The sequence below is a fragment of the Achromobacter spanius genome, from assembly GCF_002812705.1.
Classification (GTDB): Bacteria; Pseudomonadota; Gammaproteobacteria; order Burkholderiales; family Burkholderiaceae_B; genus Achromobacter; species Achromobacter spanius.
Genome location: NZ_CP025030.1, coordinates 3,802,499 through 3,827,397 on the forward strand (window position 1 = coordinate 3,802,499; position 24,899 = coordinate 3,827,397).

Sequence of the window (24,899 nt, forward strand, 5' to 3'; positions counted from 1 at the left end):
TTAGGCTCATGGTGCGCGGTGCCGGTAAAATCTTGCCATTCTAGCCATTTGCGATAGTCGATGCACAAAGTACAACGATCCGTCCTGGTGCCCTACAGCGCCGCCCAGATGTTCGACCTGGTTGCCGACGTGGAGAAGTACCCCGAGTTCATGCCGTGGTGCGGCGGGGCCGAGGTGCAAAGCCGCGATGAACACGGCATGCAGGCCTCTATCCTGATCAGTTTTGCGGGCATGAAGCAGCGCTTCACCACGCGCAACACCCACGTCTATCCCGACCGGATCGACCTGGAACTGGTGGATGGGCCTTTTTCCAGCCTGATCGGGCATTGGGAATTCCAACCCTTGGCGGAAGACGCCTGCAAGGTCCTGTTCACCATGGAGTACGCATTTTCGAACCGTGCGCTGGAAATGGTGGTGGGGCCCGTCTTCAACCGTATCGCCACCAGCTTCATTGATTCCTTCACCAAGCGGGCGCAGGCCAAGTATGGCGAGTGAGCCATCCGTGGCCGCGCTGATCAACGTCAGCGTCTGCTATGCCTTGCCGGGCCACGTGTGGTTGCGCGAACTGCGTGTGCCCGACGGCGCCACCGTGTCCGACGCGCTGGCGGCCAGCGGGTTCGCGCAGGCGTTTCCCGTGGTGCAGCCCTGGGAGCGGGGCGTGGGTATTTTCGGCAAGGCCACCGAACCGCAGTCCAGGCTGGCCGAGGGGGACCGCGTTGAAATCTATCGTGGCCTGAGCTTCGACCCGAAGGAATCGCGCCGCCGCCGCGCCGAACACCGGCGCGCCAAGACGGCCAGGAACGGCCGGGTGCGGCCTGCCGGCTTGCTGTAATCGGACTGCTGTAATCAAGCTGCTGTCATCGGACGGCTGTCATCGAGCGGCTGTAATTGGCCCGGTGCTGCCCACGCGCGTGGGCTGTCCGCCCTGGCTGACATTGTCACTAATAAGACAAATCCCGCCCGGCCATCGGGCGTAACATAAACGCGGTTTCATATTTACGTTTACGTTAACGTCATGCCAAAATCGACCGGCGGGCGTTCACGAGACCACCCGCAACGCCAACAGATAACACCGACACCATCAGGAGACAGGCTGTGGACTTGGAACTGACCGACGAGCAGCGCGCGTTTGCGCAGGCCGCCCGCGACTACGCAGAGGGTGAACTGGCCCCCCATGCCGCGCGCTGGGACGCCGAGGGCATCTTTCCCCGCGAGGCCTTCGCGCGGGCGGGCGAGATGGGCTTTTGCGCGATCTATGCCAGCGAAGACATCGGCGGCCTGGGCCTGCCGCGCCTGGACGCCACCCTGGTGTTCGAGGAAATGGCCGCGGTGGACCCGTCGACCACGGCCTTCCTGACCATCCACAACATGGCGACCTGGATGGTCGGCAAATGGGGGCAACCCGCCTTGCGCGAGGCCTGGGGCCCGCTGCTTGCCAGCGGCCAGAAACTGGCGTCGTACTGCCTGACCGAACCGGGCGCGGGGTCCGACGCCGCGTCCCTGTCCACGCGCGCGCAGCGCGATGGTGACGATTACGTGCTGAACGGCGCCAAGGCCTTTATTTCGGGCGGGGGCGACACCGACCTGCTGGTGGTCATGGCGCGTACCGGCGGCGAGGGCGCAAGCGGCATCAGCGCATTCGCGGTGCCCGCCGACACCCCGGGCATCAGCTATGGCCGCAAGGAAGAAAAAATGGGCTGGAACAGCCAGTCCACACGCCCCATCACGTTCGAGAACGTGCGCGTGCCGGCCGGCAACCTGCTGGGCCAGGAAGGCGAAGGCTTCAAGATCGCCATGAAAGGGCTGGACGGCGGCCGCATCAATATCGGCACCTGCTCGGTGGGCGCGGCCCAGGGCGCGCTGGACGCCGCGCGCCGCTATATGGACGAACGTCGCCAGTTCAACCGCCGCCTGGCGGAATTCCAGGCCCTGCAATTCAAGCTGGCGGACATGGCCACCCACCTGGTCGCGGCACGCCAGATGGTGCGCCTGGCCGCGTGCAAGCTGGATGCGGGTGCGCCGGATGCGGCCACCTATTGCGCCATGGCCAAGCGCTTCGCCACCGACATGGGCTTTCAGATCTGCCTGGATGCGCAACAGATACACGGCGGCTACGGTTACTTGAAGGACTATCCCTTGGAGCGCTTGGTGCGCGATACTCGCGTTCATCAGATTCTGGAGGGCACCAACGAGATCATGCGCGTGATCATTGCCCGCCAATTGTTGGAAAAAGGAGCCGACATAAGATGAATGCACCGGTGTTGTTCGAAGAGAGAAGCGCCACGAATGGCGTGCGGTTCGGCATTGCGACGCTGAACGCGCCGCAGACGCTGAATGGCCTGTCGCTGGAAATGGTGGACTTGCTGGCGGCGCGCCTGGACGAATGGGCGCGAGATCCCGGCGTGGCGCTGGTGGTGTTGCAAGGCGCGGGCGAAAAGGCGTTTTGTGCGGGCGGCGACCTGCACGGCCTGTACCGCAGCATGAGCGAAAACCCCGGCAAGAGCGGCTGGAGCAACGCCTACGCGCGCCGCTTCTTCGAGCACGAGTACCGCCTGGACTACCGCATCCATACCTATCCGAAGCCCGTGCTGTGCTGGGGCCACGGCATCGTCATGGGCGGCGGCATCGGCCTGATGATGGGCGCCAGCCATCGCGTGGTCAGCGAAAGTTCGCGGCTGGCGATGCCGGAAGTGTCGATCGGCCTGTTCCCGGACGTGGGCGGCAGTTGGCTGCTGAACCGCATGCCGGGCCGCATTGGCCTGTTCTTGGCGCTGACCGGCGCTCAGATGAACACGGCGGACGCCTTCTTCGCGGGCCTGGCGGACTTCCGCCTGAATCACGCGGACTGGCCCAAGTTGCTGGCGTCGCTGGAAGAGCAGCCCTGGGCCGGGCTGGCTGCGGGCGCATCGGAAGAAGCCATGGCGCCGCGTTCCATCAACGACGGCCTGCTGCGCCGCGCGTTGACCGCGCTGGAGCCGCAGACGCCGTTGGACCCTGGCCACCTGCGCCAGCATTCCTTCCTGATCAACAACCTGTGCAACGGCAACCGCCTGGACGAGATCTACGAAGAGCTGGCGCTGCTGAAAGATCACGCCGACCCCTGGCTGGCACGCGCGGCATCCACCATGCTGGCCGGTTCGCCGGGCTCGGTGCGCCTGGCTTTCGCCTTGCAGCAACGCACGCGCCTGCGCTCGCTGGACGACGTGTTCCGTGCCGAGTACATCGCGGCGCTGGCGTGTACCGCCCATGGCGATTTTGCCGAAGGCATCCGCGCCTTGCTGATCGACAAGGACAAGAATCCCCGCTGGAATCCCGCCGTCATCGACATGGCCACCGACGCCTGGGTACAAAAGTTTTTCGAAGAACCCTGGCCCGAGGGCGAAGCGCATCCGTTGGCCGATCTGGGCCAGGAAGGGCGCTGACGCACTTGCCCGGTCCCCCGTCATGCAGGTCACGATGAATCCATACCTATAGCAATAGCAACAGGAGACAAAACATCATGAGCAGTATCGCGTTTATCGGTTTGGGCAACATGGGCGCGCCCATGGCATTGAATCTGGTCAAGGCCGGCCATAGCCTCACGGTCTTTGACCTGGTCCCGGCGGCCGTCAAGTTGTTGACCGATGCCGGCGCGCGCGCCGCCGCTTCGGCGTCGGAAGCCGTCAAGGGCGCCGACGTCGTCGTGTCGATGCTGCCGGCCAGCAAGCACGTGGAAGGGCTGTACCTGGGCGAAGACCTGCTGGGCAAGATCTCGTCCAGCGCGCTGGTCATCGAATGCAGCACCATCGCGCCGGATTCGGCGCGCAAGGTGGCGCGGGCGGCCGAGGTGCGCGGCATCACCATGATCGACGCGCCCGTCTCGGGCGGCACCGGCGGCGCGGCAGCGGGCACCTTGACCTTCATTGTGGGTGGCCAGGCCGAAGCCCTGGAGCGCGCGCGTCCCGTGCTCGAGAAAATGGGCAAGAACATTTTCCACGCCGGCCCGGCGGGCGCGGGCCAGGTGGCCAAGATCTGCAACAACATGCTCTTGGGCATCCTGATGGCCGGCACGTCCGAAGCGCTGGCGCTGGGCGTGGCCAACGGGCTGGATCCGAAGGTGCTGTCCGACATCATCGCCAAGAGCTCGGGCCGCAACTGGGCCACCGAACTCTACAACCCGTGGCCGGGCGTAATGGATCACGCACCTGCCTCCAAGGGCTATGCCGGCGGCTTTGGCGTGGACCTGATGTTGAAGGACCTGGGCCTGGCCGCCGAAGCGGCGCTGTCGGCGCGCGCGTCCATTCCGCTGGGCGAACTGGCGCGCAACCTGTATTCGCTGCACAGCTCGGGCGGCTCGGGCAAGCTGGACTTCTCCAGCATCGTCAACCTGGTCAAGCGCGAGCAAGACTGACATGAGCGCACAGCAATGAGTGCACAACAGGCGCCGTCCGACCCCGCCGCGCGGGTCAAGGCCAGCTTCGACCGGCAAAGCGTCATGCGCTTGCTGGGCGCGGGGCTGGACGTGGTGGAGCCGGGCAGGGTGGACATCGTGCTGCCTTACCGGGCCGATCTCTGCCAGCAAAACGGCTTTCTGCACGCCGGTATTTCCACCACGATCGCCGACAGCGCGGGCGGTTATGCCGCCTACACGCTGTTCGGGCCGGGCGAAGACGTGCTGACCTCGGAGTTCAAGATGAACTTCCTGGCGCCCGCCAAGGGCGACCGCTACGTGGCCAGCGGCCGCGTCGTCAAGCCGGGCAAGCGTTTGTCCATCTGCCAGGTTGAAGTGCATGCCTACGACGGTGAACAGGCCACGCTTTGCGTGATAGGCTTGCTCACCGCGGTGCGCGTGACGCCGCGATGAATCCGGCGCGCCGCGCGTGTCGCCCTTGACGGGGCGGGCGCGCGGCGCGCTTGTCACGCGCTGCATGGGTACAGGGCAATGCCTGCAAAAGAACACCACCGAATTTTCCGCAGCAACTGGCTGCGCGCCGCTGTGCTGGGGGCCAACGACGGCATCGTTTCCACGGCCAGCCTGATTACCGGCGTTGCCGCCGCGCAGGCCTCGCATGGCGCCATCCTGACGTCGGGCCTGGCCGGGCTGGTGGCGGGGGCCTTGTCGATGGCGGCCGGCGAATATGTGTCCGTGCGCTCGCAGGCCGATACCGAGGCGGCCGACCTGCGGATGGAGCAGCGCTCGCTGAAAGGCAATTCAGAAGAAGAGCTGGCCGAGCTGGTCGACATCTATGTGGGCCGTGGCCTGACGCGCAATCTGGCGACGCAGGTGGCGCAACAACTGACCCGCCACGACGCGCTGGATGCCCACGCGCGCGACGAACTTGGCATTTCCGTGCATAACCGCGCGCAGCCCGTGCAAGCGGCGGTGGCGTCCGCCGCCTCGTTTGCGGCCGGCGCGGCCTTGCCCTTGGTGGTAGCGGTGACGGCGCCCCTGCCGCATTTGATCGCTTGGGTGATCGGTGCATCGGTGGTGTGCCTGGCCGCGCTGGGGGCATTGGCCGCGGGGGCGGGCGGCGCGCCCAAGGGGCCGGCCGCCTTGCGCGTGACGATACTGGGCGCGTTCGCCATGGCGGCCACGGCCGCCGTGGGCGCAGTGTTCGGCGTGGCGGTCTAGCGCGGCCGCCCGTTGCTGGATGCTGGGTGAGCAGGCTGCCGGTGCTGGGTTGGCAGACTGCCAGCGGGATGCCGGGTTGGCAGGCTGCCCGCTGGAACGCTGGTTCAGGGCGTAATAGAGTAGGGCAGCGGCGTGGTGCTAATGCGCGGCCCGTCTTCCGCGCCCAGCCGCAGGTCGCCCTGGGGCAGCGCGGCAAGCGTGGTCTCGAACAGCACGGCGGCCACGCCCGCGTCACTGGCGCCATCCACGATGCGGCCGATGGGCTCGCCCGGCTGGGTGGCGTCGAATACGTCCACGCCGGCCAGCGCCGCGCCTTGCACGCTGGCGTCGGCGATGGTGCCGTAGGCCATGCGCCGCTTTACGGTGCCCCGGTAATGGCTGCGCGCCACCACTTCCTGGCCCGGATAACAGCCCTTGGTGAAACTCACGCCCTGCACCAGTTCCAGGTTGACCGTTTGCGGGATGAATACGTCTTGCGTGGCCGTGGCAATCCAGGGGATGCCGGCGGCCAGATCCGCCATTTGCCATTGTGAGGCGGGCGCCAGGCCAAGCACGCCGGCCAAGGCCTGGGATTGTTCCAGCTGTTCGTCGGACGCAATCCACCACCAGCGCAACTGGGCATCCGCCGAGGGAGCGGCGATCCAGGTGCCGGACGGCAGGTCCACCCGCTGCCAGTCCGCGCGCGGCAAGGCGCCGGTGACGGCTTCCAGCGCGGCGGCCTGTTCCGTTGTTGCCTGCACGCCGGCCACGTTCAGCGCGGTGGCGGCAAGCTTGACCTTGGCCCGCAGCACGAACATGGACAGGCGCTTGAGCAGGGCTTGGGACAGGTCCTGGCGTACCAGGCCGTACAGTTGCGGGCCATCTTCCGCGCCGGGGGCGGCGCGCCACATGACCAGGGTGGCCAGCAGCCGGCCCTTGGCCGTGCAATAGCCCGCCAGGCGGGCGGCATCAGCGGGCAGGCCGGTGACGTCTTGCGTCAGTTGGCCGTGCAGAAAAGTCAGCGCGTCGGCGCCGGACGCGCTGAAAACCAGAAAGTCATCCAGCGGCGCGCATGGCGCGCAACCTTCGGCGCGGACAGGAATCGAAGAATAGAAAGCGTGCATGGCGGCGGTGTGATCACGTCATCAAAGTGCAGATGATAGCCGCCTTCCCGCAGGCAATGGCCCATGCCCCCGATGGACAAAGGGCCGTGCCATGGGCGCTGGCCCCGTTTTTGCCGCGCCAGATTCTCGCGATCCATTAAACTTCCGGGACTTATGAAAAAGCGACTCAGTTTCTACGTCTTGTGGTCATTCCTGCTTATCGTGATCGCCGCCGCGGCAGCGGTGGGCGCCGCCTGGAGCTGGATGCATCGGCCTATGCATCTGTCGGCTGACAGGATCGATTTTGTGGTGGACCCGGGCAGCAGCCCGCGCACCGTCGCGCGCGCGCTGAACGCCGTGGGCGTGCCGATCTGGGAGCCCGGCTTCGTCTGGATGGCTCGCCTGTCCGAGCAGGACAAGCTGCTGAAGGCGGGCGGTTATCAGGCCATCAACGGTGACACGCCGTGGCTGCTGCTGGAACGCATGGCGCGCGGCGACATGACCCAGCGCCAGATCACGTTCCTGGAGGGCTGGACGTTCCGCCAGATTCGCCAGGCGCTGCGCGATAACCCTGACGTCAAACAAACCCTGGACGGCGTCAGCGATGAAGAATTGATGGCGCGTCTGGGTTCAGACATCAAGCATCCGGAAGGCCTGTTCTTTCCGGACACCTATGTCTTCACGCCCGGCAGCACTGACTACGACCTGCTGCGCCGCGCCTACCAGGAAGGCCAGCGCATCCTGCAGGACACCTGGGCCAAGCGCCAGCCGAACCTGCCGGTGTCCACGCCTTATGAAGCGCTGGTGCTGGCGTCCATTGTCGAAAAGGAAACGGGGCATGGCCCCGAGCGCCGCCGCGTCGCCGGTGTGTTCACGAACCGCTTGAAGATCGGCATGCTGCTGCAGACGGACCCCACCGTTATCTATGGCATGGGCGAGGCCTACCAAGGCCGCATCCGCAAGCGCGACCTGCAGACCGATACGCCCTGGAATACGTACACGCGGCCGGGCCTGCCACCCACGCCGATCGCGGCGGCGGGGCGCGCCGCGCTGCTGGCGGCGGTGCAGCCCGAGCAGCACAAGTACCTGTTCTTTGTGTCGCGCGGCAACGGCACCAGCGAATTCGCCGAGAATCTGTCGGGGCACAATCGCAACGTGTCGCGCTACATCCTGGGGCAGAACAGCCGCCCCAGCACCACCCCCGCGCCCGCGGTCACGCCTGCGACGCCGCCTGCCACCGCACCGGTCACGGCTCCCGCCGCTGCCGGGGCCGACGCCAGCCCGGATTCCGCTTCCGGGTCCACCCCCGAATCAGCACAAGGACAAGATCAATGACCTCTCGCGGACGCTTCATTACGCTGGAGGGCGTTGACGGCGCGGGCAAAAGCACGCACACCGTCTGGATTGCGGATTTCCTGCGCGGCCAAGGGCTGGAAGTGATCTCCACGCGCGAACCGGGCGGCACGCCCTTGGGCGAAAAGTTGCGCGCCCTGGTGCTGACGGACCCGATGGGCCTGGATACCGAAACGCTGCTGATGTTCGCGGCCCGCTGCGAACATGTACGCCAGGTGATCGAGCCGGCGCTGGCGCGCGGCGCCTGGGTGGTATGCGACCGCTTTACCGATGCCACCTACGCCTATCAGGGCGGGGGACGCGAGCTGGGCGCCGAGCGTGTGGCGGTGCTGGAGCAATGGATGGGGGCGGGGCAGCCCGACCGCACCTGGCTTTTTGATGTGCCGCTGGAAGTGGCACGCGCCCGCCTGGCTGATGCGCGCGAGCCGGACCGTTTCGAGCGCGAGGGCGCGGCGTTCTTTGAGCGCACCCGCCAGGCCTATCACGCGCGCGCCAAGGCCGATCCGGGCCGCATCCATATCGTTGATTCCACCCAGTCCATTGCCCAGGTACGCGCGGCGCTCGAAACCGGGCTGCGGGCGCTGCTGGCCATTCCGGCATGAGCGCACCCCAGTTTCTACCCTGGCAAATGGAGACGGCGCGCGCCTGGCTGGGCAATCGCGACCGTTTCGCGCATGCGTGGCTGGTGCATGGGCTGGCCGGTATCGGCAAGCTGGACTTCGCCGTGGCAGCGGCCGCCAGTCTGCTCTGCGAAACGCCCGAGAACGGCCTGGCCTGCGGCCATTGCGCCGCCTGTGCCTGGTTTGCCAGCGGCAACCACCCCGACCTGCGCCGCATCCGGCCCGAAGCGGTCGCCGTGGAAGAGGGGGCGGATACCGCCGAACCTGCTGAGGACGCCGAGCCCGCCTCGGGCACCGCCAAGCGCGCCCCGTCCAAGGAAATCCGCATCGACCAGATCCGTTCGCTGGAATCCTGGTTCAACACCGCGACCCACCGGGGCGGTTGGCGTGTGGCGTTGCTGTACCCGGCGCACGCGTTGAATGTGGTGTCGTCCAACGCCTTGCTCAAGGTGCTGGAAGAGCCGCCGCCGCATACCGTTTTTCTGCTGGTGGCGGATGCGCCTGACCGCCTGCTGCCGACCCTGGTGTCGCGCTGCCGTCGCTTGCCGCTGCCCGCGCCGGACCCCGATACCGCGCTGCAATGGCTGCGCGCCCAGAACGTGGAGCCGGCGCGCGAATGGTTGGCGGCGGCAGGCGGCGCGCCCTTGGCCGCCTTGCGGCTGGCGCAGGCTGGCGACACGCCGTGCCCGCCCTGGCTGTCGCAATTGATCAGCCCCTTGGCGCAAGGGCAGGCGCCTGACGTCGGCACCTTGGCGGAAAGCCTGGAAAAGGTGCCCGCCAGTGAATGGATCGACGCCTTGCAGCGGATTTACACAGACCTGATGCTGGCCAGCGCTGGCGCACCCGTGCGCTACTTTCCCACGCTGGGCACGGGCGTGGCCCAGGTTGCCGCGCGCATGAACACGGCCCGCGTGGCCGAGGCCGCGCGCTGGCTGACGCGGCAGCGCGCGCTGGCCACCCACCCCCTGAACGCCAAGCTTTTCGCGCACGCCACCCTGCAACGCGTGGTGCTATCCTGCCAGGCGTAAGTCTCTGATCCAGCGGCGTTTTGCCTGCCCGCAGGCCAGGCGCCGCGGTCACTTTATGTAGTCACATCATGTACGTTGATTCGCACTGTCATTTGAATTTTCCCGAGCTGGCGGCCGATCTTCCCGGCATTCTTGACCGCATGGCCGCCAATCAGGTCACCCACGCGCTGGTCGTCAGCGTGAACATGCCCGAGTGGCCTGGCCTGATGTCCCTGGTTGAGCCGCACGCCAACTTGTGGGCCTCGGTGGGTGTCCACCCTGATTACGAAGACACGCCCGACCCGTCTCCGGAAGAACTGGTGCGCCTGTCGGAACACCCCAAGGTCGTGGCCATCGGCGAAACGGGGCTGGACTACTACCGCCTGTCGGAACCGCTGGACTGGCAACGTGAACGCTTTCGCCGGCATATCCGCGCCGCGCGCGACACGGGCCTGCCGCTGATCGTGCATACGCGCGCGTCCGCCGAGGACACGGTGCGCATGCTGAAGGAAGAAAAGGCGGCGGAAGTAGGCGGCGTCATGCACTGTTTTACCGAGAACTGGGAAGTGGCCCAGGCCGCGCTGGACCAGAACTTTTATATCTCCTTGTCGGGCATCGTCACCTTCAAGAACGCCCAGGTGGTGCACGAAGTGGCCACCAAGGTGCCGCTGGACCGGCTGCTGATCGAAACGGATTCGCCGTATCTTGCGCCCGTGCCGTATCGTGGCAAGCTCAATGACCCGTCCAAGGTCATCCACGTGGCCGAGAAAATTGCCGACCTTAAGGGCATTCCGGTGGCGGACGTGGCGCGCGCGTCGACGGATAATTTCTTTAAGCTTTTCAATAAGATAAAGAAGTAAGTTCACTTTAAATATTAATGTTGATTCCAGGATAGCCATGGCCACTCGCACGCTGACTTCCCGTTTGTTCCTGTCGCGTTGCCGAGGCGCGCTGTTGGCGTTGGCCATCGGGCTTGCCGCGCCGACCGCGCACGCCGCCAAGCCAGGCGACTGGTGGGTGTACGTGGCCAACGACTATCCGGACGACGTGAAAAGCCTGCTTGCCCAAGGCGCCGACCCCAACGTCCGCTACCAGAACGGCCAGCCCGCCTTGATGCGTGCGGTGGTGGACGGCGCGTGGAAGGTGTTTGACGTGATCGCGGCGGACAAGCGCACTGACGTCAATGCCGAAAACCCGGCCGGCGAGACGCCGCTGATGTACCTGGCGATAGCCGGTCAGACCGAACGCGCGAAAAAGCTGATCGCCCGGGGGGCGCAGGTCAACCGCCTGGGTTGGACGCCGCTGCACTATGCCGCGTCCAAGGGGCAGATGGAGATGGCGCGCATGCTGTTGGGCAAGAAAGCCATGGTCAACGCGCCCGCGCCGGGCGGCGAAACGCCGTTGATGATGGCCGCCTTGGGCGGCAATCGCGACATGGTGGACCTGCTGGTGAAAGCCGGGGCGGACGTCACCACCCGCGACCTGAAAAGCCAAAGCGCCGCCGACTGGGCCCGCAACGGCAAGTCGGCGTCATTGGCGACTTACCTGACTTCCCTGGTGGCCAAGGCGGATGACGCCAAGCGCGCCCGCCGCGCGGCAGGCGCCGCGCCGGTCGAGGCCGAAAGCGTGTCGGCACCCGCGACCGCCGCGCAGCCGGCCCCGCCGGTTACCGCGCAGCCGGCTCCGTCCGCGGCGCCCGCCCCGTCGACGCCTAGCGTGGGCGGCGTGTCCGGCGTGCGCTTGAACAACTACGACACGCCCGCCGCGCCCTGATTGCGGGATATTTGGCGCCCCGGGCTGTCGCCTGGGGCGTTCTCAACATTGCCCGAACGCGGCAACATCGCGACCACAACACGTCGCACAACGCGACTGCAAGACGAGCGCAACGCAACACCCCACCAGACCGCCCCAGCGGTCTTTTTTTGTACCTATTTTTCGTACTTATCTGGGGTTTTCCCTGCTTATTCTCATTATTCGGGAATAAATCAAAGCCGAACCACCACAAATTGATAATCTCGGCCCCTCATTGCTTGGAGCTGAGTTTGATGTCGGAACCCTCGGTTGGGGCGGGCGCGGATCGTGTCCTGTACGTGTTGGCCACCTTGGCCCGGCACGATGGCCCCCTGACGATTGCCGCGCTGGCCGAAAAAACCGGCCTGGCGCAAAGCACCCTGTACCGTCAGGTGGCATTGCTCAAGCGCTGGGGGTTCGTGGCCGAGCACGAAGGGGAATACGGCCCGGGCCCGCTGTGCGTGCAACTGGCCTGGGGCTTTGACCAATCTTCCTTCCTGATCCACGAAGCGCAGCCCGACATGGCGGCGCTGGCCGCCGCCTCCGGCGAAACCATCGGCCTGCTGGTCGCCGTCAAGGACCAGGCCGTTTGCCTGGACATGGTCGAAAGCCAGCACCCGCTGCGTTGTTCGTTCACGAAAGGCCGTGGCCTGCCGCTGGCGCGGGGCGCTTCCGCCAAGTCGCTCTTGGCCTTCATGCCGCTGGCCCGCTTGCAGACCGCGCTGGACTATCTGGCGGCCGAGGCCGGCGTGGACGCCGCCCGCCTGAGCGACGAGCTGGAGCTGATACGCGGGCAGGGCTATGCCGTCACCGACAGCGAAGTGGACGCCGGCGTATGGGGTGTCAGCGTCCCGATTTTCCAGCGCCCCAACCAGGCGGTTGCCTCGATCACGCTGATGGCGCCTTCCACGCGCGCGGCCCAACGCCCGGACGCCCTGATCGCCATGACCGTCGCCGCGGCCCGCCGCATCTCTGAACGGCTGAAGGTGCACTGATACTGACGGCGCGCTGTTTGCCAATGACCACACCTTGATCCGATCTTCCCCCGAATTCCACGCTGTACCGCATCCCGGCTTCAACCTTCCGACGTACCCACCGCCGTATCCCTACGCATAGGACTGACCATGACCACTCGCCGCACACTGCTGACCGCCGCCCTGACGCTGGGCCTCGCCTGGAGCGCGGGCGCCGCGCACGCCCAGGAAACCATCCGCGCCGTCACCGACGCGACCTTCCCGCCGATGGAGTTTGTCAAAGACGGCAAGCGCACCGGTTTCGACATTGAATTGGTGGAAGCGCTGGCCGGCGCAATGGGCAAGAAGGTCGAATGGATCGACATCGACTTCAAGGGCCTGATTCCCGCCTTGCAAGCCGGCCGCGCGGATATCGCCGTGTCCGCCATCTACATCACGCCAGAGCGCGCCAAGGTGGTGGATTTCACCGACCCGTACTACGCCGGTGGCCTGGTCGTGCTGACCAAGACCGACGGCCCCATCAAGACTCTCAAGGACCTGGACGGCCGCAAGGTGTCGGTGCAGGTGGGCACGAAGTCGGTCAACTATCTGAAGGACCATTTCCCGGCCGTGCAGCGCGTGGAAGTCGAGAAGAACCAGGAAATGTTCAACCTGGTGCAGATCGGCCGCGCCGACGCCGCCGTGACCGGCAAGCCGGCCGCCAAGCTGTTCGCGCAAAGCACCAAGGACCTGACGGTGCTGGGCGACCAGATCACGACCGAGGACTACGGCATCGCCGTGCCCAAGAACAAGCCCGAGCTGACCCGCGACCTGAACGCCGCGCTGCAGAAGATCAAGGGTGACGGCACGTACCAGGCCATCGTGAACAAGTGGTTCGAGGCTCCCAAGAAATGAACCTGGAATTCGCCCCCGTCTTCGCCGACTTCGACGCGCTGCTGCGGGGCGCGGTGGTCACCGTCGAGGTGACTGCCGGCGCCTTGCTGCTGGGCTGCGTCATCGGCCTGCTGGTCGGCGTTGGCCGGCTCAACCCGCAGCGCTGGATCGTCTACAACCTGTGCAGCGTCTACCTGCTGTTTTTTCGCGGCACGCCCTTGCTGGTGCAGTTGTTCATCTGGTTCTTCGGCCTGCCGCAGTTCGGCCTGACCTTGCCGGCGTTCGCCTGCGGGGTGCTGGGCCTGGGCATGTATTCGGGCGCCTATGTGTCGGAAATCGTCCGCGGCGCCATCCAGTCGGTGGACCGTGGCCAGACCGAGGCGGCGCGTTCGCTGGGCATGTCGTCCGGCCAGGCCATGCGCGTCATCATCCTGCCGCAGGCAGTGGTGCGCATGATCCCGCCGCTGGGTAACGAGTTCATCGCGCTGATCAAGAATTCGGCGCTGGTCTCGCTGCTGACCATTCACGATCTGATGCACGAAGGGCAGAAGATCATCAGCGTGTCGTATCGCTCGCTGGAAACCTATCTGGTGGTGGCCTTGATTTATCTGGTGCTGACGACCACCGCCATGCTGATTTTGCGCAGGGTGGAACATCGCCTGCGCGCCGGGGGGATGGTGCAATGAACCAGTTTGGCAAACCGCAGGAAATGATCCGTATCCGCGGCCTTGAAAAGTCCTTCGGCGACCATGCCGTCCTGAAGGGCATCGATTTCGACGTGCTCCCTTCGCAGGTGGTCGTGGTGATCGGGCCCAGCGGATCGGGCAAAAGCACCTTGCTGCGCTGCTGCAATGGTCTGGAAGTGGCCCAGGCGGGCACCGTGGATATCTGCGGGCAGACCTTGCTGGACGAAGGCACGCTGTTGCCCGAAGCGGCGCTTAACCAACTGCGCATGCAGGTGGGCATGGTGTTCCAGGGCTTCAACCTGTTCCCGCATTTGTCGGTGCTGGACAACGTGACCGTGGGGCCGCGCAAGCTGCGTGGCCTGGGCCGCGACGAAGCCAATGCGCTGGCCGAAGACCTGCTGAAAAAGGTGGGCTTGTCGCAGAAGGCGGCGGCCATGCCGGCCAGCCTGTCGGGTGGGCAAAAGCAGCGCGTGGCCATCGCCCGCGCGCTGGCCATGCAACCCAAGGTCATGCTGTTCGACGAGCCGACGTCTGCGCTGGATCCCGAGTTGGTGGGCGAGGTGCTGCAAGTGATGAAGCTCTTGGCCCGCGAAGGCATGACGATGATGGTCGTGACGCACGAAATGGGTTTCGCGCGTGATGTGGCTGACGTGGTGGCGGTGATGGACGGCGGGGTCATCCTGGAATCCGGCCCGCCCGAGGTGATCTTCACCGAGCCGCGCGAGCCGCGTACGCGGGAATTCCTGCAGGCCGTGCTGAGCAAGGGGGCGGCGACATGAGCGCGCCGCAACTGGATAAAAGCGTGTGGAAGGCGCGCGACGACAGCACCGAGCAGGGTGACACGCGCCGGCTGGCGCATATTGTCGAATCCGCCTCGGGCCAGGTGGAAGCAGGCGAAGCCGTGCTGTTGGGCTTTGCCTGCGATGCGGGCGTGGCGCGCAACCAGGGGCGCGTGGGTGCAGCCGAAGGCCCGGCCGGCATCCGCAAGTTCATGGCGGGGCTTCCCGCGCACGGCCTGACCCGACTGCTGGACGCCGGCGACGTCGTCTGCCAGGGCGACCAATTGGAAGCCGCGCAAGAGCAGCTTGGGCTGCGCGTGGCCGAGCTTCTGGGGCAGGGCGCCCGGCCCCTGGTGCTGGGCGGCGGCCACGAAATTGCCTGGGGCAGTTTCCAGGGCCTGGCCCGCTGGCTGGAAGCCCGGGGCGACACCGACCCGGTCCTGGTGCTGAACCTGGACGCGCACTTCGACCTGCGTACCGGCCGACCCGGCAGTTCCGGCACGCCGTTCGATCAGATCGCGCGCGACTGCGAAGCGCGGGGGCGGGCGTTGCAATACGCTTGCCTGGGCGTCTCGCGGCTGGCCAATACGCCGGCGCTGTACGCGCGGGCCGCCGAGGTGGGCGCCGTGTGGGTGGAAGATCGCGACATGCAGGAACGCCATCTGGACGCGCGCCTGGCCAACGTCGACGCCTTGCTTGCGCGCGTGCGCCACGTCTACCTGACGATCGACCTGGATGTGCTGCCGGCGGCGGTCATGCCGGGCGTGTCGGCGCCGGCGCCCTATGGCGTGCCGATGGCCGTCATTGAAGAAATCGTGTTGCGCGTCAAGGCCAGCGGCAAGCTGCGCCTGGCCGACATGGCGGAATACAGTCCGCGCTTTGACGTGGACGGCCATGGCGCGCGAGCCGCGGCCCGGTTGGCCTGGCATCTGATGACGCCTTGAAGCGGTGGCGCCTGGAGGGGGGGCATGAGCCCCCACACAGGGGCAAGCCGGGGAAACCGGGGAAAGCGGCAAAGCTGGCAAAGGCAGGGGCAGTTCTCTATCGAGAGTGCCCCTTTTTTCATCGGTGAGCGGCAAGGCTTTGCGCGGTGCCGCTTGCGGTCGCTCGAGGCTGGACGCTTCCGGTTTGGCGGCTTAGGATAGGTCAGTTTTCGAGCCGGGCTTGTGACCCGTACGGTATCCACCACAGAAATGCGTCCCCATTTAAAATATTTAGTATTTAAATGGGGACGCTATAGTTTTAGTGGATAAAATGGCGCAACTTTGTCAGGAGATCATGCTCATGTCTCACACTCCCACCCATGTCTTGCCGTCTTATCTGAATGCCGATGACCTCGGTCCTTGGGGTAATTACCTGCAACAAGTCGACCGGGTCACGCCGTATCTCGGCACCTTGGGTCGGTGGGTCGAGACGCTGAAGCGTCCGAAGCGCGCCTTGATCGTCGATGTGCCGATCGAACTGGACAACGGCACCATCGCCCACTTCGAAGGCTATCGCGTGCAGCACAACGTGTCGCGCGGCCCGGGCAAGGGCGGCGTGCGCTTCCACCAGGACGTGACCCTGTCCGAAGTCATGGCGCTGGCCGCGTGGATGTCGGTCAAGAACGCCGCGGTCAACCTGCCTTATGGCGGCGCCAAGGGCGGCATCCGCGTTGATCCGCGCACGTTGTCGCACTCCGAACTGGAACGCATGACCCGCCGCTACACCAGCGAAATCGGCGTCATCATCGGGCCGTCCAAGGACATTCCCGCCCCCGACGTCGGCACCAACGCCCAGACCATGGCCTGGATGATGGACACGTATTCCATGAACGAAGGCGCCACCGCCACCGGCGTGGTCACCGGCAAGCCGATCGCCCTGGGCGGCAGCCTGGGCCGCGTGGAAGCCACCGGCCGTGGCGTGTTCGTCGTGGCGTGTGAAGCCGCCCGCGACCTGAACATCGACGTCTCCAAGTCGCGCGTGGTGGTGCAGGGCTTTGGCAACGTGGGCGGCACCGCCGCCCGTCTGTTCCATGAAGCCGGCGCCAAGGTCATTGCCGCGCAAGACCATACCGGTACGGTGCACAACGCCGCCGGGCTGGACGTCCACAAGCTGCTGTCGCACGTGTCGCAACACGGCGGCGTGGGTGGTTTTTCGGGCGGCGAAGCGTTCGACAAGGACGAGTTCTGGACGCTGGAAACCGAATTCCTGATCCCGGCCGCGCTGGAAAGCCAGATCACCGCAGAGAACGCCACCAAGGTGCGCGCGAAGGTCGTGGTGGAAGGCGCCAACGGCCCGACCACCCCGGAAGCGGACGACATCCTGTTTGAACACGGCGTGTATGTGGTGCCGGATGTGCTGGCCAACGCCGGCGGCGTGACGGTGTCCTACTTTGAATGGGTGCAGGATTTCTCCAGCTTCTTCTGGAGCGAAGAAGAAATCAACCAGCGCCTGGAACGCATCATGCGCGAAGCCTACAGCGCCGTGTCGCAGGTGGCCAAGGAACACAAGGTGACGCTGCGCACGGCGGCGTTCATCGTGGCTTGCACGCGCATTCTGCAAGCACGCCAGGTGCGCGGCCTGTATCCGTGATGAAGACTCAGCGATGCGTTCCTGACGTATCGCCGAGGAGGCAGAGGTAGACAAAACCGGAGATCGCCCCGCAAGGGGCGATTTCCATTTGGGGGCAAACTGCGGCGAATTGCGGCGAAACAACGCTTGACCCCAACGACTGTGACAGCGCTGTGGCACGCGGCAATTCAGTGCTAATGTGGAACGCACGCCACAGCCGCGCTTTTTTATTGCCAACCGACACCCCGGCCGCCCGCGTATAAATTTCTGACACATTGCGTCCCTAGAATTCGTTTCTGCCATGCGCCACGCGCCGCTTGCGATGCAGGCACACCCGCCGCGCATGCATGTTCAATCTAAGGAATAGGTAATGAAAAAGACTCTGCTCGCAACCGCGCTGTTCGCCGCCGCTTCCGGCGTGGCACAAGCCGAAACCTCGGTGACCTTGTACGGTTTGATCGATACCGGTATCGGCTACCAGCGCATCAAGGGCGACGGCTATCACGAATCGAAGGTTGGCATGGCCAACGGCGTGTCGAGCGGCTCGCGTTGGGGCTTGCGCGGCGCCGAAGATCTGGGCGACGGCCTGAGCGCCGTGTTCACGCTGGAAAGCGGCTTCAATTCGGGTAACGGCACATCGGGCCAAAGCGGCCGCCTGTTCGGCCGCCAAGCCACCGTCGGCCTGAAGGCCGATTCCTGGGGCCTGCTGGAATTCGGCCGTCAGACCAACATCGCCTCCAAGTACCTGGCAGCCATCGATCCGTTCGGCGGCAGCTACGGCCAAGCCAACGTGGGCGTGGCCTTCAGCGCCGCCAACACCGTCCGCTACGACAACATGGTGCAGTACTCGACCCCGTCGTTCAGCGGCTTCCAGTTCGGTGTGGGCTACTCGTTCAACGCGTCTGACACGACCACCGCGCAGACCGGCTTCCGCACTGCCGACAACACGCGCGCCATCACCACCGGCCTGCGCTACGTCAACGGCCCGCTGAACGTGGCCGCCACCTACGACCAACTGAACCCCGCCAACCAGTTGAACAACGACGCCACGCCCAAGTCGTGGTCGATTGCCGCCGCCTATGACTTCGAAGTGGTCAAGCTGGCGTTGGGCTTCGGCCAGACGCGTGACGGCTGGTTCACCGGCCAAAGCATCAACGCGCTTGGCAGCGGCAGCCCCACGGCCAGCAGCTTCGGCACGAACGTTGCCGTGTCGGGCTTCAAGGCCAATTCGTACCTGGTGGGCCTGACCGTGCCGCTGGGCGCCAGCAGCATCATGGCGTCGTGGCAGCGTGCCGACCCCAACGGCAACCCGCTGACCGCCGGCAATGAGTCGACGATGAACGTCTACAGCATCGGCTACACGTACAACCTGTCCAAGCGCACCAACCTGTACGCGCTGGGTTCGTACGCCACCGACTTCGCGTTTGTTGACGGCGTCAAGAGCACCGTGGGCATCGTGGGTGTGCGCCACCGCTTCTAAGCGGGCAAGGCAGGTAGCCGGCGGCAAGCAAAACGCGCGCTGCCGGCGCTTTCATGCCGCGGTTGTACTGAGCGGACTGGGCGTCTTACCCGGCCACAGACGCGAAAAAAGCGGCCACCTCCCTAGCTCCATCCTCAGTCCGCTCACCTGAACCGTGGTCTTCAGCAGGCCCTGCGCCGCCCGGCGCAAGTAATGACCGGCAATGGGCTGCCGCCCGTCGCCGGTCATCCGGTGTCAAAAGGGTGGGTGCGGCGCCGCCTACGAGGGCAACAACAGCTCCGGCTTCAACACCCCGCGCAAGTCGGCGTAAGGAATGCTCAGCTCCGGTTCGCCGTGCGAATAGGGCGCGATGGCATAGGCGTCGTACTTCACCACCATGCCATCACGGGTCAGCGCGAAATTGTCGCTTTCCTGGAACGGCCACATCTTGTTGTAAGCGGTGGGATCACGCTTGGCGTCGGGGTTTTGCGCCAGCCATTTGGCATGGGCGGTTTTCAGCGCCGCCACATATTCCGCGCGGCGGCCCGGTATCAACGCTTCGTCCAGGCTCATCACGCGGCCGCGTGAACGTTCCCAGTTCAGATATTGCGTGGCCGGAATGCCGTGCGCGGCGCCGGTCAGGAACTGCTCGGTGTGCAGTTCGATCGCCACGATGTCGCCCACCGTATCCTTGACCGAGGCCTTGAAAAACGTCGCGTCGCGCGGGCGCGCCGTGGACCAGAAATACTGCGTGTATTCCGACAGCGTGTTGTAGGGGCCGCGGCGGTTGGCGTCGGTGCCGGTCATGTAGGCCAGCACGTGGTCCACCAGCGCGGTCAGTTTGGGGATGCCGGGAAACGCCACGCTGTCGATTTCAATGCGCGGGCAATCGCCTTCGCAACCCGGCTTGTTCGACGCCCACTTGATGCGTTCGGTGGACAGGTCTCCCACCTTTTCGGGCGTGGTCGAGGCGGGCTCGGCCAAGGTGATGTTGGCCGGCGGCGTACTGCCGCAGCCGGCCAGGGCCAACAGGGCGGCACCCAGGATCAAACCGCTTATCGCGCCTTGCGGCGTGAACGTGCGACGCATTGAACTACCTCCACAAAATCTGACGCTTGCCGTCAAGGCACCACACCTGTCCATTCCGGCGTGGAGAATTTCTCGTCGGCCTGTTGCTGGGCGCGCGCCAGCGTGTCGCTGCCGATTTGCCCCGGAGTCAGACGATGCAGGCCGGCAAAAGTTTCCAGCATGCGGTCGATGATGACTTCGCGCGCCAGGCCCGTTTGCGTGCGCAGCGGGTCGACACGCTTCTTGGCGCTGGTGGTGCCCTTGTCGGAAAGCTTCTCGCGGCCGATGCGCAAGACTTCGACCATTTTATCGGCGTCGATGTCGTAGGACATGGTCACGTGGTGCAGCACCGCGCCGGCGCGGCGGGCCTGCGCGGCGCCGCCGATCTTGCCGATGTCGGAGGCGATGTCGTTCAGGGGCTGGTACCACGCCTTGATGCCCAGCCCTTGCAGCGCGGTCAGCACCCAGGCGTCCAGGAAGGCATACGATTCCTGGAAGCTCATGCCGTGGACCAAGGCCTGTGGCGCGCTGAGCGAGTAGGTGATGGAGTTGCCCGGTTCGATGAACATGGCGCCGCCGCCACTGACGCGGCGCACGACTTCAATGCCGTGGCGCTGCGCGCCGTCGGGGTCGACTTCGTTTTTCAGGGATTGGAAACGGCCGATGACGACGGCGGGGGCGGCCCATTCCCAGATGCGCAGCGTGGGCGGGCGTTGGCCCGCGCCGACTTCGTCGGTAATGACGGCGTCAAGCGCCATGTGCAGCGACGGGGCCTGCGGGCCTTCGTGGATCAGTTGCCAGTCGTAGTCGTTCCAGTCAGTGCGGGTCATGCAAGCGCCCTCCGCAGCACCACGGCCACGGCCTCGGCCGAAAAGCCGAACAGTTCGGCGTCGGAGGGCAGGGCGGATTGCACGGCCACGGCCAGTTCCAGCTCGCCGGCGTCGGCCGGCATGCCGTTCAAGCCTTCATTGATGGCCTCCAACGCTTCGGGCGGCTCCAGAAAGAAGTCGCCGCTGATGCGGACGTTGGCCAGGCGGCCGTCCTGCACATCGAGATCCGCGACGACCAGTTTGCCGCCGGGGACTTTGTATTCACCATGCATGGGGGGCTCCTTGCGAAATCAATATCAAAAACTAGAGGCTGAGCTTCATGCCGTCGTGGCTGGCCTTGAAACCCAGGCTTTCATAGAACCGGCGCGCATCGGGGCGCGCGCGGTCGGTGGTCAGTTGAACCAGGCCACAGCCCTGGGCGCGGCATTGTTCAATGGCCCACTCGAACATGGCGCGCCCCAGGCCCTGGCCGCGCGCTGACGAGGCGATGCGCACGCTTTCGATCTGGCCGCGCCACAGGCCCAGCCGCGACAGGCCGGGTATGAACGATAACTGCAAACAGCCGACCAGGTCTTGGCCTTGCAGAACCACGGCAAGGAATTGATTGGAATCCTGGGCGATGGCGGCGAAGGCGGCCGTGTAGCGGGGGTTGAGCGGCACCGAGGTGTCTTCGCGCGCGGCGCCCAGCTCGTCGTCGGCCAACAGGGCGACGATGTGCGGCAAATCTTCTTGCCGCGCGCGGCGAAAGACCAATTGGGAGGCGGACATGGTCGGGCTCCTGCGGGTCAGCGCGCGATATTCTGCGCGGTTTGGCCGAACAGAATGCGGCGTGACTCGTCGTCGCTGATGGCAGGTGCTGTGTTGACGCTATCGGCCAGCGCATAGGCACGCTGCGTGGCGGGGCGCGCGGCAATGGCGTTGAACCAGCGCTGCAGGTGCGGGAAGTCGTTCAGGTCTTGCCCCTGCTTGGCGTGCGGCACGATCCAGGGGTAGGCCGCCATATCCGCGATGGAGTAGTCGCCCGCGACAAATTCGCGGTCCGCCAGGCGCTTGTTCAGCACGCCGTACAGGCGGTTGGTTTCCTTCACATAGCGGTCGACGGCGTAAGGAATGCGTTCCGGCGCGTAGCCGGAAAAATGGTGGTTCTGGCCGGCCATGGGGCCCAGGCCGCCCATCTGCCAGAAGAGCCATTGCGAGACCTCGGCGCGGCCGCGCACGTCGGCCGGCAGGAATTGGCCGGTCTTCTCGGCCAGGTACAAGAGGATGGCGCCGGACTCGAACAGCGGGATGGGCGCGCCGCCGTCGGTGGGCTGCGTGTCGACGATGGCGGGGATGCGGTTATTGGGCGCGATGGCCAAAAATTCGGGTTTGAATTGATCGCCGCGGCTGATGTTCACCGGGTGGATCTTGTAGGGCAGGCCGGCTTCTTCAAGGAACAGCGTGATCTTGTGGCCGTTGGGGGTGGTCCAGTAGTAGAGATCGATCATGGGGTGCGTCCAGGGAATCAAGGCGCCGCCGGCCGTGCCGGCGGGTGGAAAGCCATGATAGCGGCAGGTCTTGGCCATGCCCCCGAATAACCGGGGCCGGAAGCGGGTTTCTTCCCACTACGCGGCCCCGGCGCCGGGGCGGGGCCGCCCGGGCAGGCGCCACGTCCAGTTCAGGCTGACGCCCGCGGCGGCCAGGAAAATCATTGCCACGCCCACCACTTGCAGCGGTTCCATGCGCTGCCCGTAGACCACCAGGTCCAGCATGATGGCCACGGCCGGGTAGATGAAACTGAGCGCGGCGGTGGATGTCGTCGGCAGCTTTTGAATGGCCGAATACATCAGGATGTACATCAAGCAGGTGTGGATCAGCCCCAGCGCCACCAGATAGCTCCATTGCAAGGGGGCGGCGGGCAGCGCGTTGAAGTCCGCCATGGGCAGCAGCATGAAGGCGCCCAGCGTCACCTGTACCAGCGCCAGCACTTGCGGCGGGATGCCCTTCAAGTGCTTGACGATGACCGCGGTAACGCCATACAGCGCGGCCGCGCCCAGGCCCAGCAGCAGCCCCGACAGATACGCGCCGCCCGGTGCCTGCGCGTCCGTCAGGCGCAGCACCAGCAGCAGGCCGGCGAACGCCACCACCGACCAGGCCAGCTTGCCGCGTGACGGGCGCTCACCCAGAAACAGCACGCCCAGACCGATCAGGAAAAACGGCTGTACGTTGTAGACGGCGGTGGCCAGCGAGATGGACGCCAGCCGGTACGCGGAAAACAGCAGTACCCAATTCATGACTAGCGCGGCGCCGGCCACCAGCGCCAGGGCCAACGTCTTCCCGGTGAACAGGCCGGGCTTGAGCAGGCCGCGCGCCCAGCAATAGAGGAACAAGGACAGGGCGCCGAACACGCAGCGGAAGAAGACGACGTTCCAGGCGCTTTGGCCGGACTCCAGAACAAACACGCCTAGCGTGCCGGATAAGGTCATGGCGGCGGCCATTTGCGCCAGGCCAAGGCGTTCGGATGCGGGGGACATGGGGACTCTCCGAGGGGCCACGTGTGGATCACGATGTTGGCCACGATTTCGATGGAGAAATTATCCCAGGCGGATCAAGCCGGCTATATGATCATCATGTGGTGCTTTGATATCCACGCCTTCATTTTGGTGAAATTTATGCAAAATGACCTAAAAAACGAAAGCCCTGTCCTGGATGGCATTGACCGCCGCCTGGTGCAGACCCTGTCGGCCAACGCGCGCACCACCACGGCAGACCTGGCGCGGCAGGTGGGCATGTCGGCGCCCAGCGTGGCGGACCGGCTGCGGCGGCTAGAGGAATCGGGTGTGATCCGCGCCTACACGCTGGATGTGGACCCGGAAGCGCTGGGTTATACCTTGCAAGCCATCGTGCGCATCCGGCCCTTGCCGGGGCAATTGCGCCACGTGGAAGGGCTGATCAATGACATCCCGGAATTCGTCGAATGCGACAAGGTGACGGGCGATGACTGCTTCATCGCCCGGGTGGTGCTGCGGTCGATCTCGCACCTGGATGGCATTTTGGAACGGGTAACGGAGTTTGCCGAAACCAATACCGCTATCGTCAAGGCGCACACGGTGCGCCGCCGCCTGCCGCCTTTGCGCTAGCGATTGCGCTGCCGGGCAGCAGCGCTGCAACAGTGGGGCAACGTCAGACGGGTGCGGACAGTGCCTGCACCACGTCGTCTTTCAGGCCGGCCGGCGTGTCGGTGGGCCCGTAGCGCTTGATGACCTGGCCGTCGCGGCCAACCAGGAACTTGGTGAAGTTCCACTTGATGCCTTCGGTGCCGAAGACGCCGGGCTTTTCGCCCTTGAGCCAGCGGTACAGCGGATGCGCATCGGCGCCGTTGACGTCGATCTTGGCGAAAAGCGGGAAAGTGATGTCGTACTGCGTTGAGCAGAAATTGCGGATCTCGGCTTCGTCGCCCGGCTCTTGATGGCCGAACTGGTCGCACGGAAAGCCCAGCACCGTGAAGCCGTCGTCGCGCAGCGACCGGTAGAGTTCTTCCAGGCCCGCGTACTGAGGCGTGAAGCCGCATTTGGACGCCACGTTGACCACCAGCAGCACACGGCCGCGATAGGCGTTCAGAGCTTGGTCCGCACCCTGGATGTCGCGGGCGGAGAAATCGAAGATGGTGCTCATGCGGGCTCCTGTATTGGTCGGCTTTACGCGGGCGCGTCAGCGTGCCAATCAACCGGTGAGTGTAGCGCTACGGGTACCGCCTTGGCCCCTTGTTGTCGCGCCGATGTTTAATCCGGGCGGTCGATGGGGCTATTGCCGGGGCCGGCGTGTGTGCCGACCTATCATGGCCGGTTTGAAGGCATGCAAGCGTGAAGGCATGCAAGCGATAGGAGCGCAGTGATGGAAGGAATGATCGAACGCCTGGAGGCAATGCTGGCCAAGGGCACCGACAACATGTTGCTGCGGTTTTCGCTGGGCAAGGCCTATGCCGAACAGGACAGTTTCCCTGAAGCCGAAACCCATCTGCGCGCGGCGCTGGCTTTTGACCCCACCTATTCGGTGGCATGGAAATGGCTGGGCAAGGTGTGCCTGGGGCAGGGCGACCAGGACGGCGCGCGCGCCGCCTGGAACAGCGGCATGGCGGCGGCTCAGGCGCGTGGCGACAAGCAGGTGGAAAAGGAAATGCAGGTATTCATCCGGCGCCTGGATAAGCAGGCGCCGGCGGAATCCTGATGGCCCG

The 24,899-nt window shown here is 65.4% G+C and carries 29 protein-coding genes; 21 read left to right on the top strand and 8 right to left on the bottom strand.

Annotated features, from left to right (window positions below; translation table 11 throughout):
* The first annotated feature begins 60 nt into the window (after positions 1–60).
* From CVS48_RS17250 to CVS48_RS17280, 7 genes are all read left to right on the top strand, one after another.
* Positions 61–495 carry a type II toxin-antitoxin system RatA family toxin gene (locus CVS48_RS17250; RefSeq protein ID WP_100855494.1) on the top strand — a complete coding sequence of 145 codons (435 nt, stop codon included), beginning with the start codon at positions 61–63 and terminating at the stop codon, positions 493–495.
* On the top strand, positions 485–832 hold the full coding sequence (locus tag CVS48_RS17255; RefSeq protein WP_100855495.1) for an RnfH family protein: 348 nt from the start codon (positions 485–487) through the stop codon (positions 830–832). The genes CVS48_RS17250 and CVS48_RS17255 overlap by 11 nt, the downstream gene beginning before the upstream one ends.
* A gap of 263 nt (positions 833–1,095) precedes the next feature.
* Entirely contained in the window at positions 1,096–2,250 is a 1,155-nt protein-coding gene (locus CVS48_RS17260; protein WP_100855496.1) for an acyl-CoA dehydrogenase family protein, read from the top strand.
* A complete protein-coding gene (locus CVS48_RS17265; RefSeq protein WP_100855497.1) occupies positions 2,247–3,422 on the top strand; it encodes an enoyl-CoA hydratase/isomerase family protein in 1,176 nt (391 codons plus the stop codon). Before CVS48_RS17260 ends, CVS48_RS17265 begins: the two co-directional genes overlap by 4 nt.
* Positions 3,423–3,499: 77 nt before the next feature.
* Positions 3,500–4,390 carry a 3-hydroxyisobutyrate dehydrogenase gene (gene mmsB / locus CVS48_RS17270; protein WP_100855498.1) on the top strand — a complete coding sequence of 297 codons (891 nt, stop codon included), beginning with the start codon at positions 3,500–3,502 and terminating at the stop codon, positions 4,388–4,390.
* A 15-nt stretch (positions 4,391–4,405) separates the two neighbouring features.
* Positions 4,406–4,843 carry a PaaI family thioesterase gene (locus tag CVS48_RS17275; RefSeq protein ID WP_100855499.1) on the top strand — a complete coding sequence of 146 codons (438 nt, stop codon included), beginning with the start codon at positions 4,406–4,408 and terminating at the stop codon, positions 4,841–4,843.
* Positions 4,844–4,921: 78 nt separating this feature from the next.
* The gene (locus CVS48_RS17280) at positions 4,922–5,611 is read left to right on the top strand and encodes a VIT1/CCC1 transporter family protein (RefSeq protein ID WP_100855500.1); all 690 of its coding nucleotides are present in this window, start codon (positions 4,922–4,924) and stop codon (positions 5,609–5,611) included.
* A gap of 104 nt (positions 5,612–5,715) precedes the next feature.
* On the opposite strand, the gene ygfZ is transcribed toward CVS48_RS17280, so the two are convergent.
* On the bottom strand, positions 5,716–6,714 hold the full coding sequence (gene ygfZ, locus CVS48_RS17285) for a CAF17-like 4Fe-4S cluster assembly/insertion protein YgfZ (protein WP_100855501.1): 999 nt from the start codon (positions 6,712–6,714) through the stop codon (positions 5,716–5,718).
* Positions 6,715–6,867: 153 nt separating this feature from the next.
* Between ygfZ and mltG the strand changes: the two genes are divergently transcribed.
* From mltG to CVS48_RS17345, 12 genes are all read left to right on the top strand, one after another.
* The gene (mltG, locus tag CVS48_RS17290; RefSeq protein ID WP_100855502.1) at positions 6,868–8,028 is read left to right on the top strand and encodes an endolytic transglycosylase MltG; all 1,161 of its coding nucleotides are present in this window, start codon (positions 6,868–6,870) and stop codon (positions 8,026–8,028) included.
* On the top strand, positions 8,025–8,648 hold the full coding sequence (gene tmk / locus CVS48_RS17295; protein WP_100855503.1) for a dTMP kinase: 624 nt from the start codon (positions 8,025–8,027) through the stop codon (positions 8,646–8,648). Before mltG ends, tmk begins: the two co-directional genes overlap by 4 nt.
* Positions 8,645–9,694: a DNA polymerase III subunit delta' gene (gene holB / locus CVS48_RS17300; protein WP_100855504.1), complete on the top strand. Its 1,050-nt coding sequence runs from the start codon at positions 8,645–8,647 to the stop codon at positions 9,692–9,694. The genes tmk and holB overlap by 4 nt, the downstream gene beginning before the upstream one ends.
* 68 nt (positions 9,695–9,762) lie before the next feature.
* Entirely contained in the window at positions 9,763–10,533 is a 771-nt protein-coding gene (locus CVS48_RS17305; protein ID WP_100855505.1) for a TatD family hydrolase, read from the top strand.
* 37 nt (positions 10,534–10,570) lie between these two features.
* Positions 10,571–11,446 (top strand): ankyrin repeat domain-containing protein, encoded by an 876-nt coding sequence (locus CVS48_RS17310; RefSeq protein ID WP_100855506.1) that lies wholly within the window; start codon positions 10,571–10,573, stop codon positions 11,444–11,446.
* A 272-nt stretch (positions 11,447–11,718) separates the two neighbouring features.
* Positions 11,719–12,459, top strand: coding sequence for an IclR family transcriptional regulator (locus tag CVS48_RS17315; protein WP_100855507.1), 741 nt, complete (start codon positions 11,719–11,721; stop codon positions 12,457–12,459).
* Between the two features lie 129 nt (positions 12,460–12,588).
* A complete protein-coding gene (locus CVS48_RS17320; RefSeq protein ID WP_100855508.1) occupies positions 12,589–13,332 on the top strand; it encodes a transporter substrate-binding domain-containing protein in 744 nt (247 codons plus the stop codon).
* Positions 13,329–13,997 carry an amino acid ABC transporter permease gene (locus CVS48_RS17325; RefSeq protein ID WP_050446522.1) on the top strand — a complete coding sequence of 223 codons (669 nt, stop codon included), beginning with the start codon at positions 13,329–13,331 and terminating at the stop codon, positions 13,995–13,997. The genes CVS48_RS17320 and CVS48_RS17325 overlap by 4 nt, the downstream gene beginning before the upstream one ends.
* On the top strand, positions 13,994–14,776 hold the full coding sequence (locus CVS48_RS17330; protein WP_100855509.1) for an amino acid ABC transporter ATP-binding protein: 783 nt from the start codon (positions 13,994–13,996) through the stop codon (positions 14,774–14,776). The genes CVS48_RS17325 and CVS48_RS17330 overlap by 4 nt, the downstream gene beginning before the upstream one ends.
* Complete coding sequence (hutG, locus tag CVS48_RS17335) at positions 14,773–15,720, top strand: formimidoylglutamase (protein WP_100855510.1); 948 nt, start codon at positions 14,773–14,775, stop codon at positions 15,718–15,720. The genes CVS48_RS17330 and hutG overlap by 4 nt, the downstream gene beginning before the upstream one ends.
* 340 nt (positions 15,721–16,060) lie before the next feature.
* Positions 16,061–17,350: a Glu/Leu/Phe/Val family dehydrogenase gene (locus CVS48_RS17340; RefSeq protein ID WP_100855511.1), complete on the top strand. Its 1,290-nt coding sequence runs from the start codon at positions 16,061–16,063 to the stop codon at positions 17,348–17,350.
* A 349-nt stretch (positions 17,351–17,699) separates the two neighbouring features.
* On the top strand, positions 17,700–18,809 hold the full coding sequence (locus CVS48_RS17345) for a porin (protein ID WP_100855512.1): 1,110 nt from the start codon (positions 17,700–17,702) through the stop codon (positions 18,807–18,809).
* Positions 18,810–19,067: 258 nt separating this feature from the next.
* Here the strand turns inward: CVS48_RS17345 and CVS48_RS17350 are convergent, their stop codons facing one another.
* The 6 genes from CVS48_RS17350 to CVS48_RS17375 form a co-directional block, all read right to left on the bottom strand.
* A complete protein-coding gene (locus CVS48_RS17350) occupies positions 19,068–19,877 on the bottom strand; it encodes an RsiV family protein (protein ID WP_100855513.1) in 810 nt (269 codons plus the stop codon).
* Between the two features lie 32 nt (positions 19,878–19,909).
* Positions 19,910–20,686, bottom strand: coding sequence for a lipoate--protein ligase family protein (locus CVS48_RS17355; protein ID WP_100855514.1), 777 nt, complete (start codon positions 20,684–20,686; stop codon positions 19,910–19,912).
* Positions 20,683–20,958 (bottom strand): lipoate-protein ligase small subunit, encoded by a 276-nt coding sequence (gene lplB / locus CVS48_RS17360; RefSeq protein WP_100855515.1) that lies wholly within the window; start codon positions 20,956–20,958, stop codon positions 20,683–20,685. Before lplB ends, CVS48_RS17355 begins: the two co-directional genes overlap by 4 nt.
* Before the next feature lie 31 nt (positions 20,959–20,989).
* A complete protein-coding gene (locus CVS48_RS17365; RefSeq protein ID WP_100855516.1) occupies positions 20,990–21,454 on the bottom strand; it encodes a GNAT family N-acetyltransferase in 465 nt (154 codons plus the stop codon).
* A 17-nt stretch (positions 21,455–21,471) separates the two neighbouring features.
* Positions 21,472–22,173 (bottom strand): glutathione binding-like protein, encoded by a 702-nt coding sequence (locus CVS48_RS17370; RefSeq protein ID WP_100857712.1) that lies wholly within the window; start codon positions 22,171–22,173, stop codon positions 21,472–21,474.
* Between the two features lie 117 nt (positions 22,174–22,290).
* On the bottom strand, positions 22,291–23,199 hold the full coding sequence (locus tag CVS48_RS17375; RefSeq protein WP_100855517.1) for a DMT family transporter: 909 nt from the start codon (positions 23,197–23,199) through the stop codon (positions 22,291–22,293).
* A 138-nt stretch (positions 23,200–23,337) separates the two neighbouring features.
* Here CVS48_RS17375 and CVS48_RS17380 point away from each other — a divergent pair, with 138 nt between their 5' ends.
* Positions 23,338–23,805: an Lrp/AsnC family transcriptional regulator gene (locus CVS48_RS17380; protein ID WP_100857713.1), complete on the top strand. Its 468-nt coding sequence runs from the start codon at positions 23,338–23,340 to the stop codon at positions 23,803–23,805.
* A 43-nt stretch (positions 23,806–23,848) separates the two neighbouring features.
* Here the strand turns inward: CVS48_RS17380 and CVS48_RS17385 are convergent, their stop codons facing one another.
* Complete coding sequence (locus CVS48_RS17385; protein ID WP_100855518.1) at positions 23,849–24,340, bottom strand: glutathione peroxidase; 492 nt, start codon at positions 24,338–24,340, stop codon at positions 23,849–23,851.
* Between the two features lie 219 nt (positions 24,341–24,559).
* On the opposite strand from CVS48_RS17385, the gene CVS48_RS17390 reads away from it, so the two are divergent.
* Positions 24,560–24,892 (top strand): tetratricopeptide repeat protein, encoded by a 333-nt coding sequence (locus tag CVS48_RS17390; RefSeq protein ID WP_100855519.1) that lies wholly within the window; start codon positions 24,560–24,562, stop codon positions 24,890–24,892.
* Positions 24,893–24,899: the final 7 nt, after the last annotated feature.

What these genes read in the sequence shown, in the direction of transcription:
- CVS48_RS17250 (WP_100855494.1), top strand. Translation starts at nt 61, where the DNA reads ATGCACAAAGTACAACGATCCGTCCTGGTGCCCTACAGCGCCGCCCAG.
- CVS48_RS17255 (WP_100855495.1), top strand. Translation starts at nt 485, where the DNA reads ATGGCGAGTGAGCCATCCGTGGCCGCGCTGATCAACGTCAGCGTCTGC.
- CVS48_RS17265 (WP_100855497.1), top strand. Translation starts at nt 2,247, where the DNA reads ATGAATGCACCGGTGTTGTTCGAAGAGAGAAGCGCCACGAATGGCGTG.
- mmsB (WP_100855498.1), top strand. Translation starts at nt 3,500, where the DNA reads ATGAGCAGTATCGCGTTTATCGGTTTGGGCAACATGGGCGCGCCCATG.
- CVS48_RS17275 (WP_100855499.1), top strand. Translation starts at nt 4,406, where the DNA reads ATGAGTGCACAACAGGCGCCGTCCGACCCCGCCGCGCGGGTCAAGGCC.
- CVS48_RS17280 (WP_100855500.1), top strand. Translation starts at nt 4,922, where the DNA reads ATGCCTGCAAAAGAACACCACCGAATTTTCCGCAGCAACTGGCTGCGC.
- ygfZ (WP_100855501.1), bottom strand. Translation starts at nt 6,714, where the DNA reads ATGCACGCTTTCTATTCTTCGATTCCTGTCCGCGCCGAAGGTTGCGCG.
- mltG (WP_100855502.1), top strand. Translation starts at nt 6,868, where the DNA reads ATGAAAAAGCGACTCAGTTTCTACGTCTTGTGGTCATTCCTGCTTATC.
- tmk (WP_100855503.1), top strand. Translation starts at nt 8,025, where the DNA reads ATGACCTCTCGCGGACGCTTCATTACGCTGGAGGGCGTTGACGGCGCG.
- holB (WP_100855504.1), top strand. Translation starts at nt 8,645, where the DNA reads ATGAGCGCACCCCAGTTTCTACCCTGGCAAATGGAGACGGCGCGCGCC.
- CVS48_RS17305 (WP_100855505.1), top strand. Translation starts at nt 9,763, where the DNA reads ATGTACGTTGATTCGCACTGTCATTTGAATTTTCCCGAGCTGGCGGCC.
- CVS48_RS17310 (WP_100855506.1), top strand. Translation starts at nt 10,571, where the DNA reads ATGGCCACTCGCACGCTGACTTCCCGTTTGTTCCTGTCGCGTTGCCGA.
- CVS48_RS17315 (WP_100855507.1), top strand. Translation starts at nt 11,719, where the DNA reads ATGTCGGAACCCTCGGTTGGGGCGGGCGCGGATCGTGTCCTGTACGTG.
- CVS48_RS17320 (WP_100855508.1), top strand. Translation starts at nt 12,589, where the DNA reads ATGACCACTCGCCGCACACTGCTGACCGCCGCCCTGACGCTGGGCCTC.
- CVS48_RS17325 (WP_050446522.1), top strand. Translation starts at nt 13,329, where the DNA reads ATGAACCTGGAATTCGCCCCCGTCTTCGCCGACTTCGACGCGCTGCTG.
- CVS48_RS17330 (WP_100855509.1), top strand. Translation starts at nt 13,994, where the DNA reads ATGAACCAGTTTGGCAAACCGCAGGAAATGATCCGTATCCGCGGCCTT.
- hutG (WP_100855510.1), top strand. Translation starts at nt 14,773, where the DNA reads ATGAGCGCGCCGCAACTGGATAAAAGCGTGTGGAAGGCGCGCGACGAC.
- CVS48_RS17340 (WP_100855511.1), top strand. Translation starts at nt 16,061, where the DNA reads ATGTCTCACACTCCCACCCATGTCTTGCCGTCTTATCTGAATGCCGAT.
- CVS48_RS17345 (WP_100855512.1), top strand. Translation starts at nt 17,700, where the DNA reads ATGAAAAAGACTCTGCTCGCAACCGCGCTGTTCGCCGCCGCTTCCGGC.
- CVS48_RS17350 (WP_100855513.1), bottom strand. Translation starts at nt 19,877, where the DNA reads ATGCGTCGCACGTTCACGCCGCAAGGCGCGATAAGCGGTTTGATCCTG.
- CVS48_RS17355 (WP_100855514.1), bottom strand. Translation starts at nt 20,686, where the DNA reads ATGACCCGCACTGACTGGAACGACTACGACTGGCAACTGATCCACGAA.
- lplB (WP_100855515.1), bottom strand. Translation starts at nt 20,958, where the DNA reads ATGCATGGTGAATACAAAGTCCCCGGCGGCAAACTGGTCGTCGCGGAT.
- CVS48_RS17365 (WP_100855516.1), bottom strand. Translation starts at nt 21,454, where the DNA reads ATGTCCGCCTCCCAATTGGTCTTTCGCCGCGCGCGGCAAGAAGATTTG.
- CVS48_RS17370 (WP_100857712.1), bottom strand. Translation starts at nt 22,173, where the DNA reads ATGATCGATCTCTACTACTGGACCACCCCCAACGGCCACAAGATCACG.
- CVS48_RS17375 (WP_100855517.1), bottom strand. Translation starts at nt 23,199, where the DNA reads ATGTCCCCCGCATCCGAACGCCTTGGCCTGGCGCAAATGGCCGCCGCC.
- CVS48_RS17380 (WP_100857713.1), top strand. Translation starts at nt 23,338, where the DNA reads ATGCAAAATGACCTAAAAAACGAAAGCCCTGTCCTGGATGGCATTGAC.
- CVS48_RS17385 (WP_100855518.1), bottom strand. Translation starts at nt 24,340, where the DNA reads ATGAGCACCATCTTCGATTTCTCCGCCCGCGACATCCAGGGTGCGGAC.
- CVS48_RS17390 (WP_100855519.1), top strand. Translation starts at nt 24,560, where the DNA reads ATGGAAGGAATGATCGAACGCCTGGAGGCAATGCTGGCCAAGGGCACC.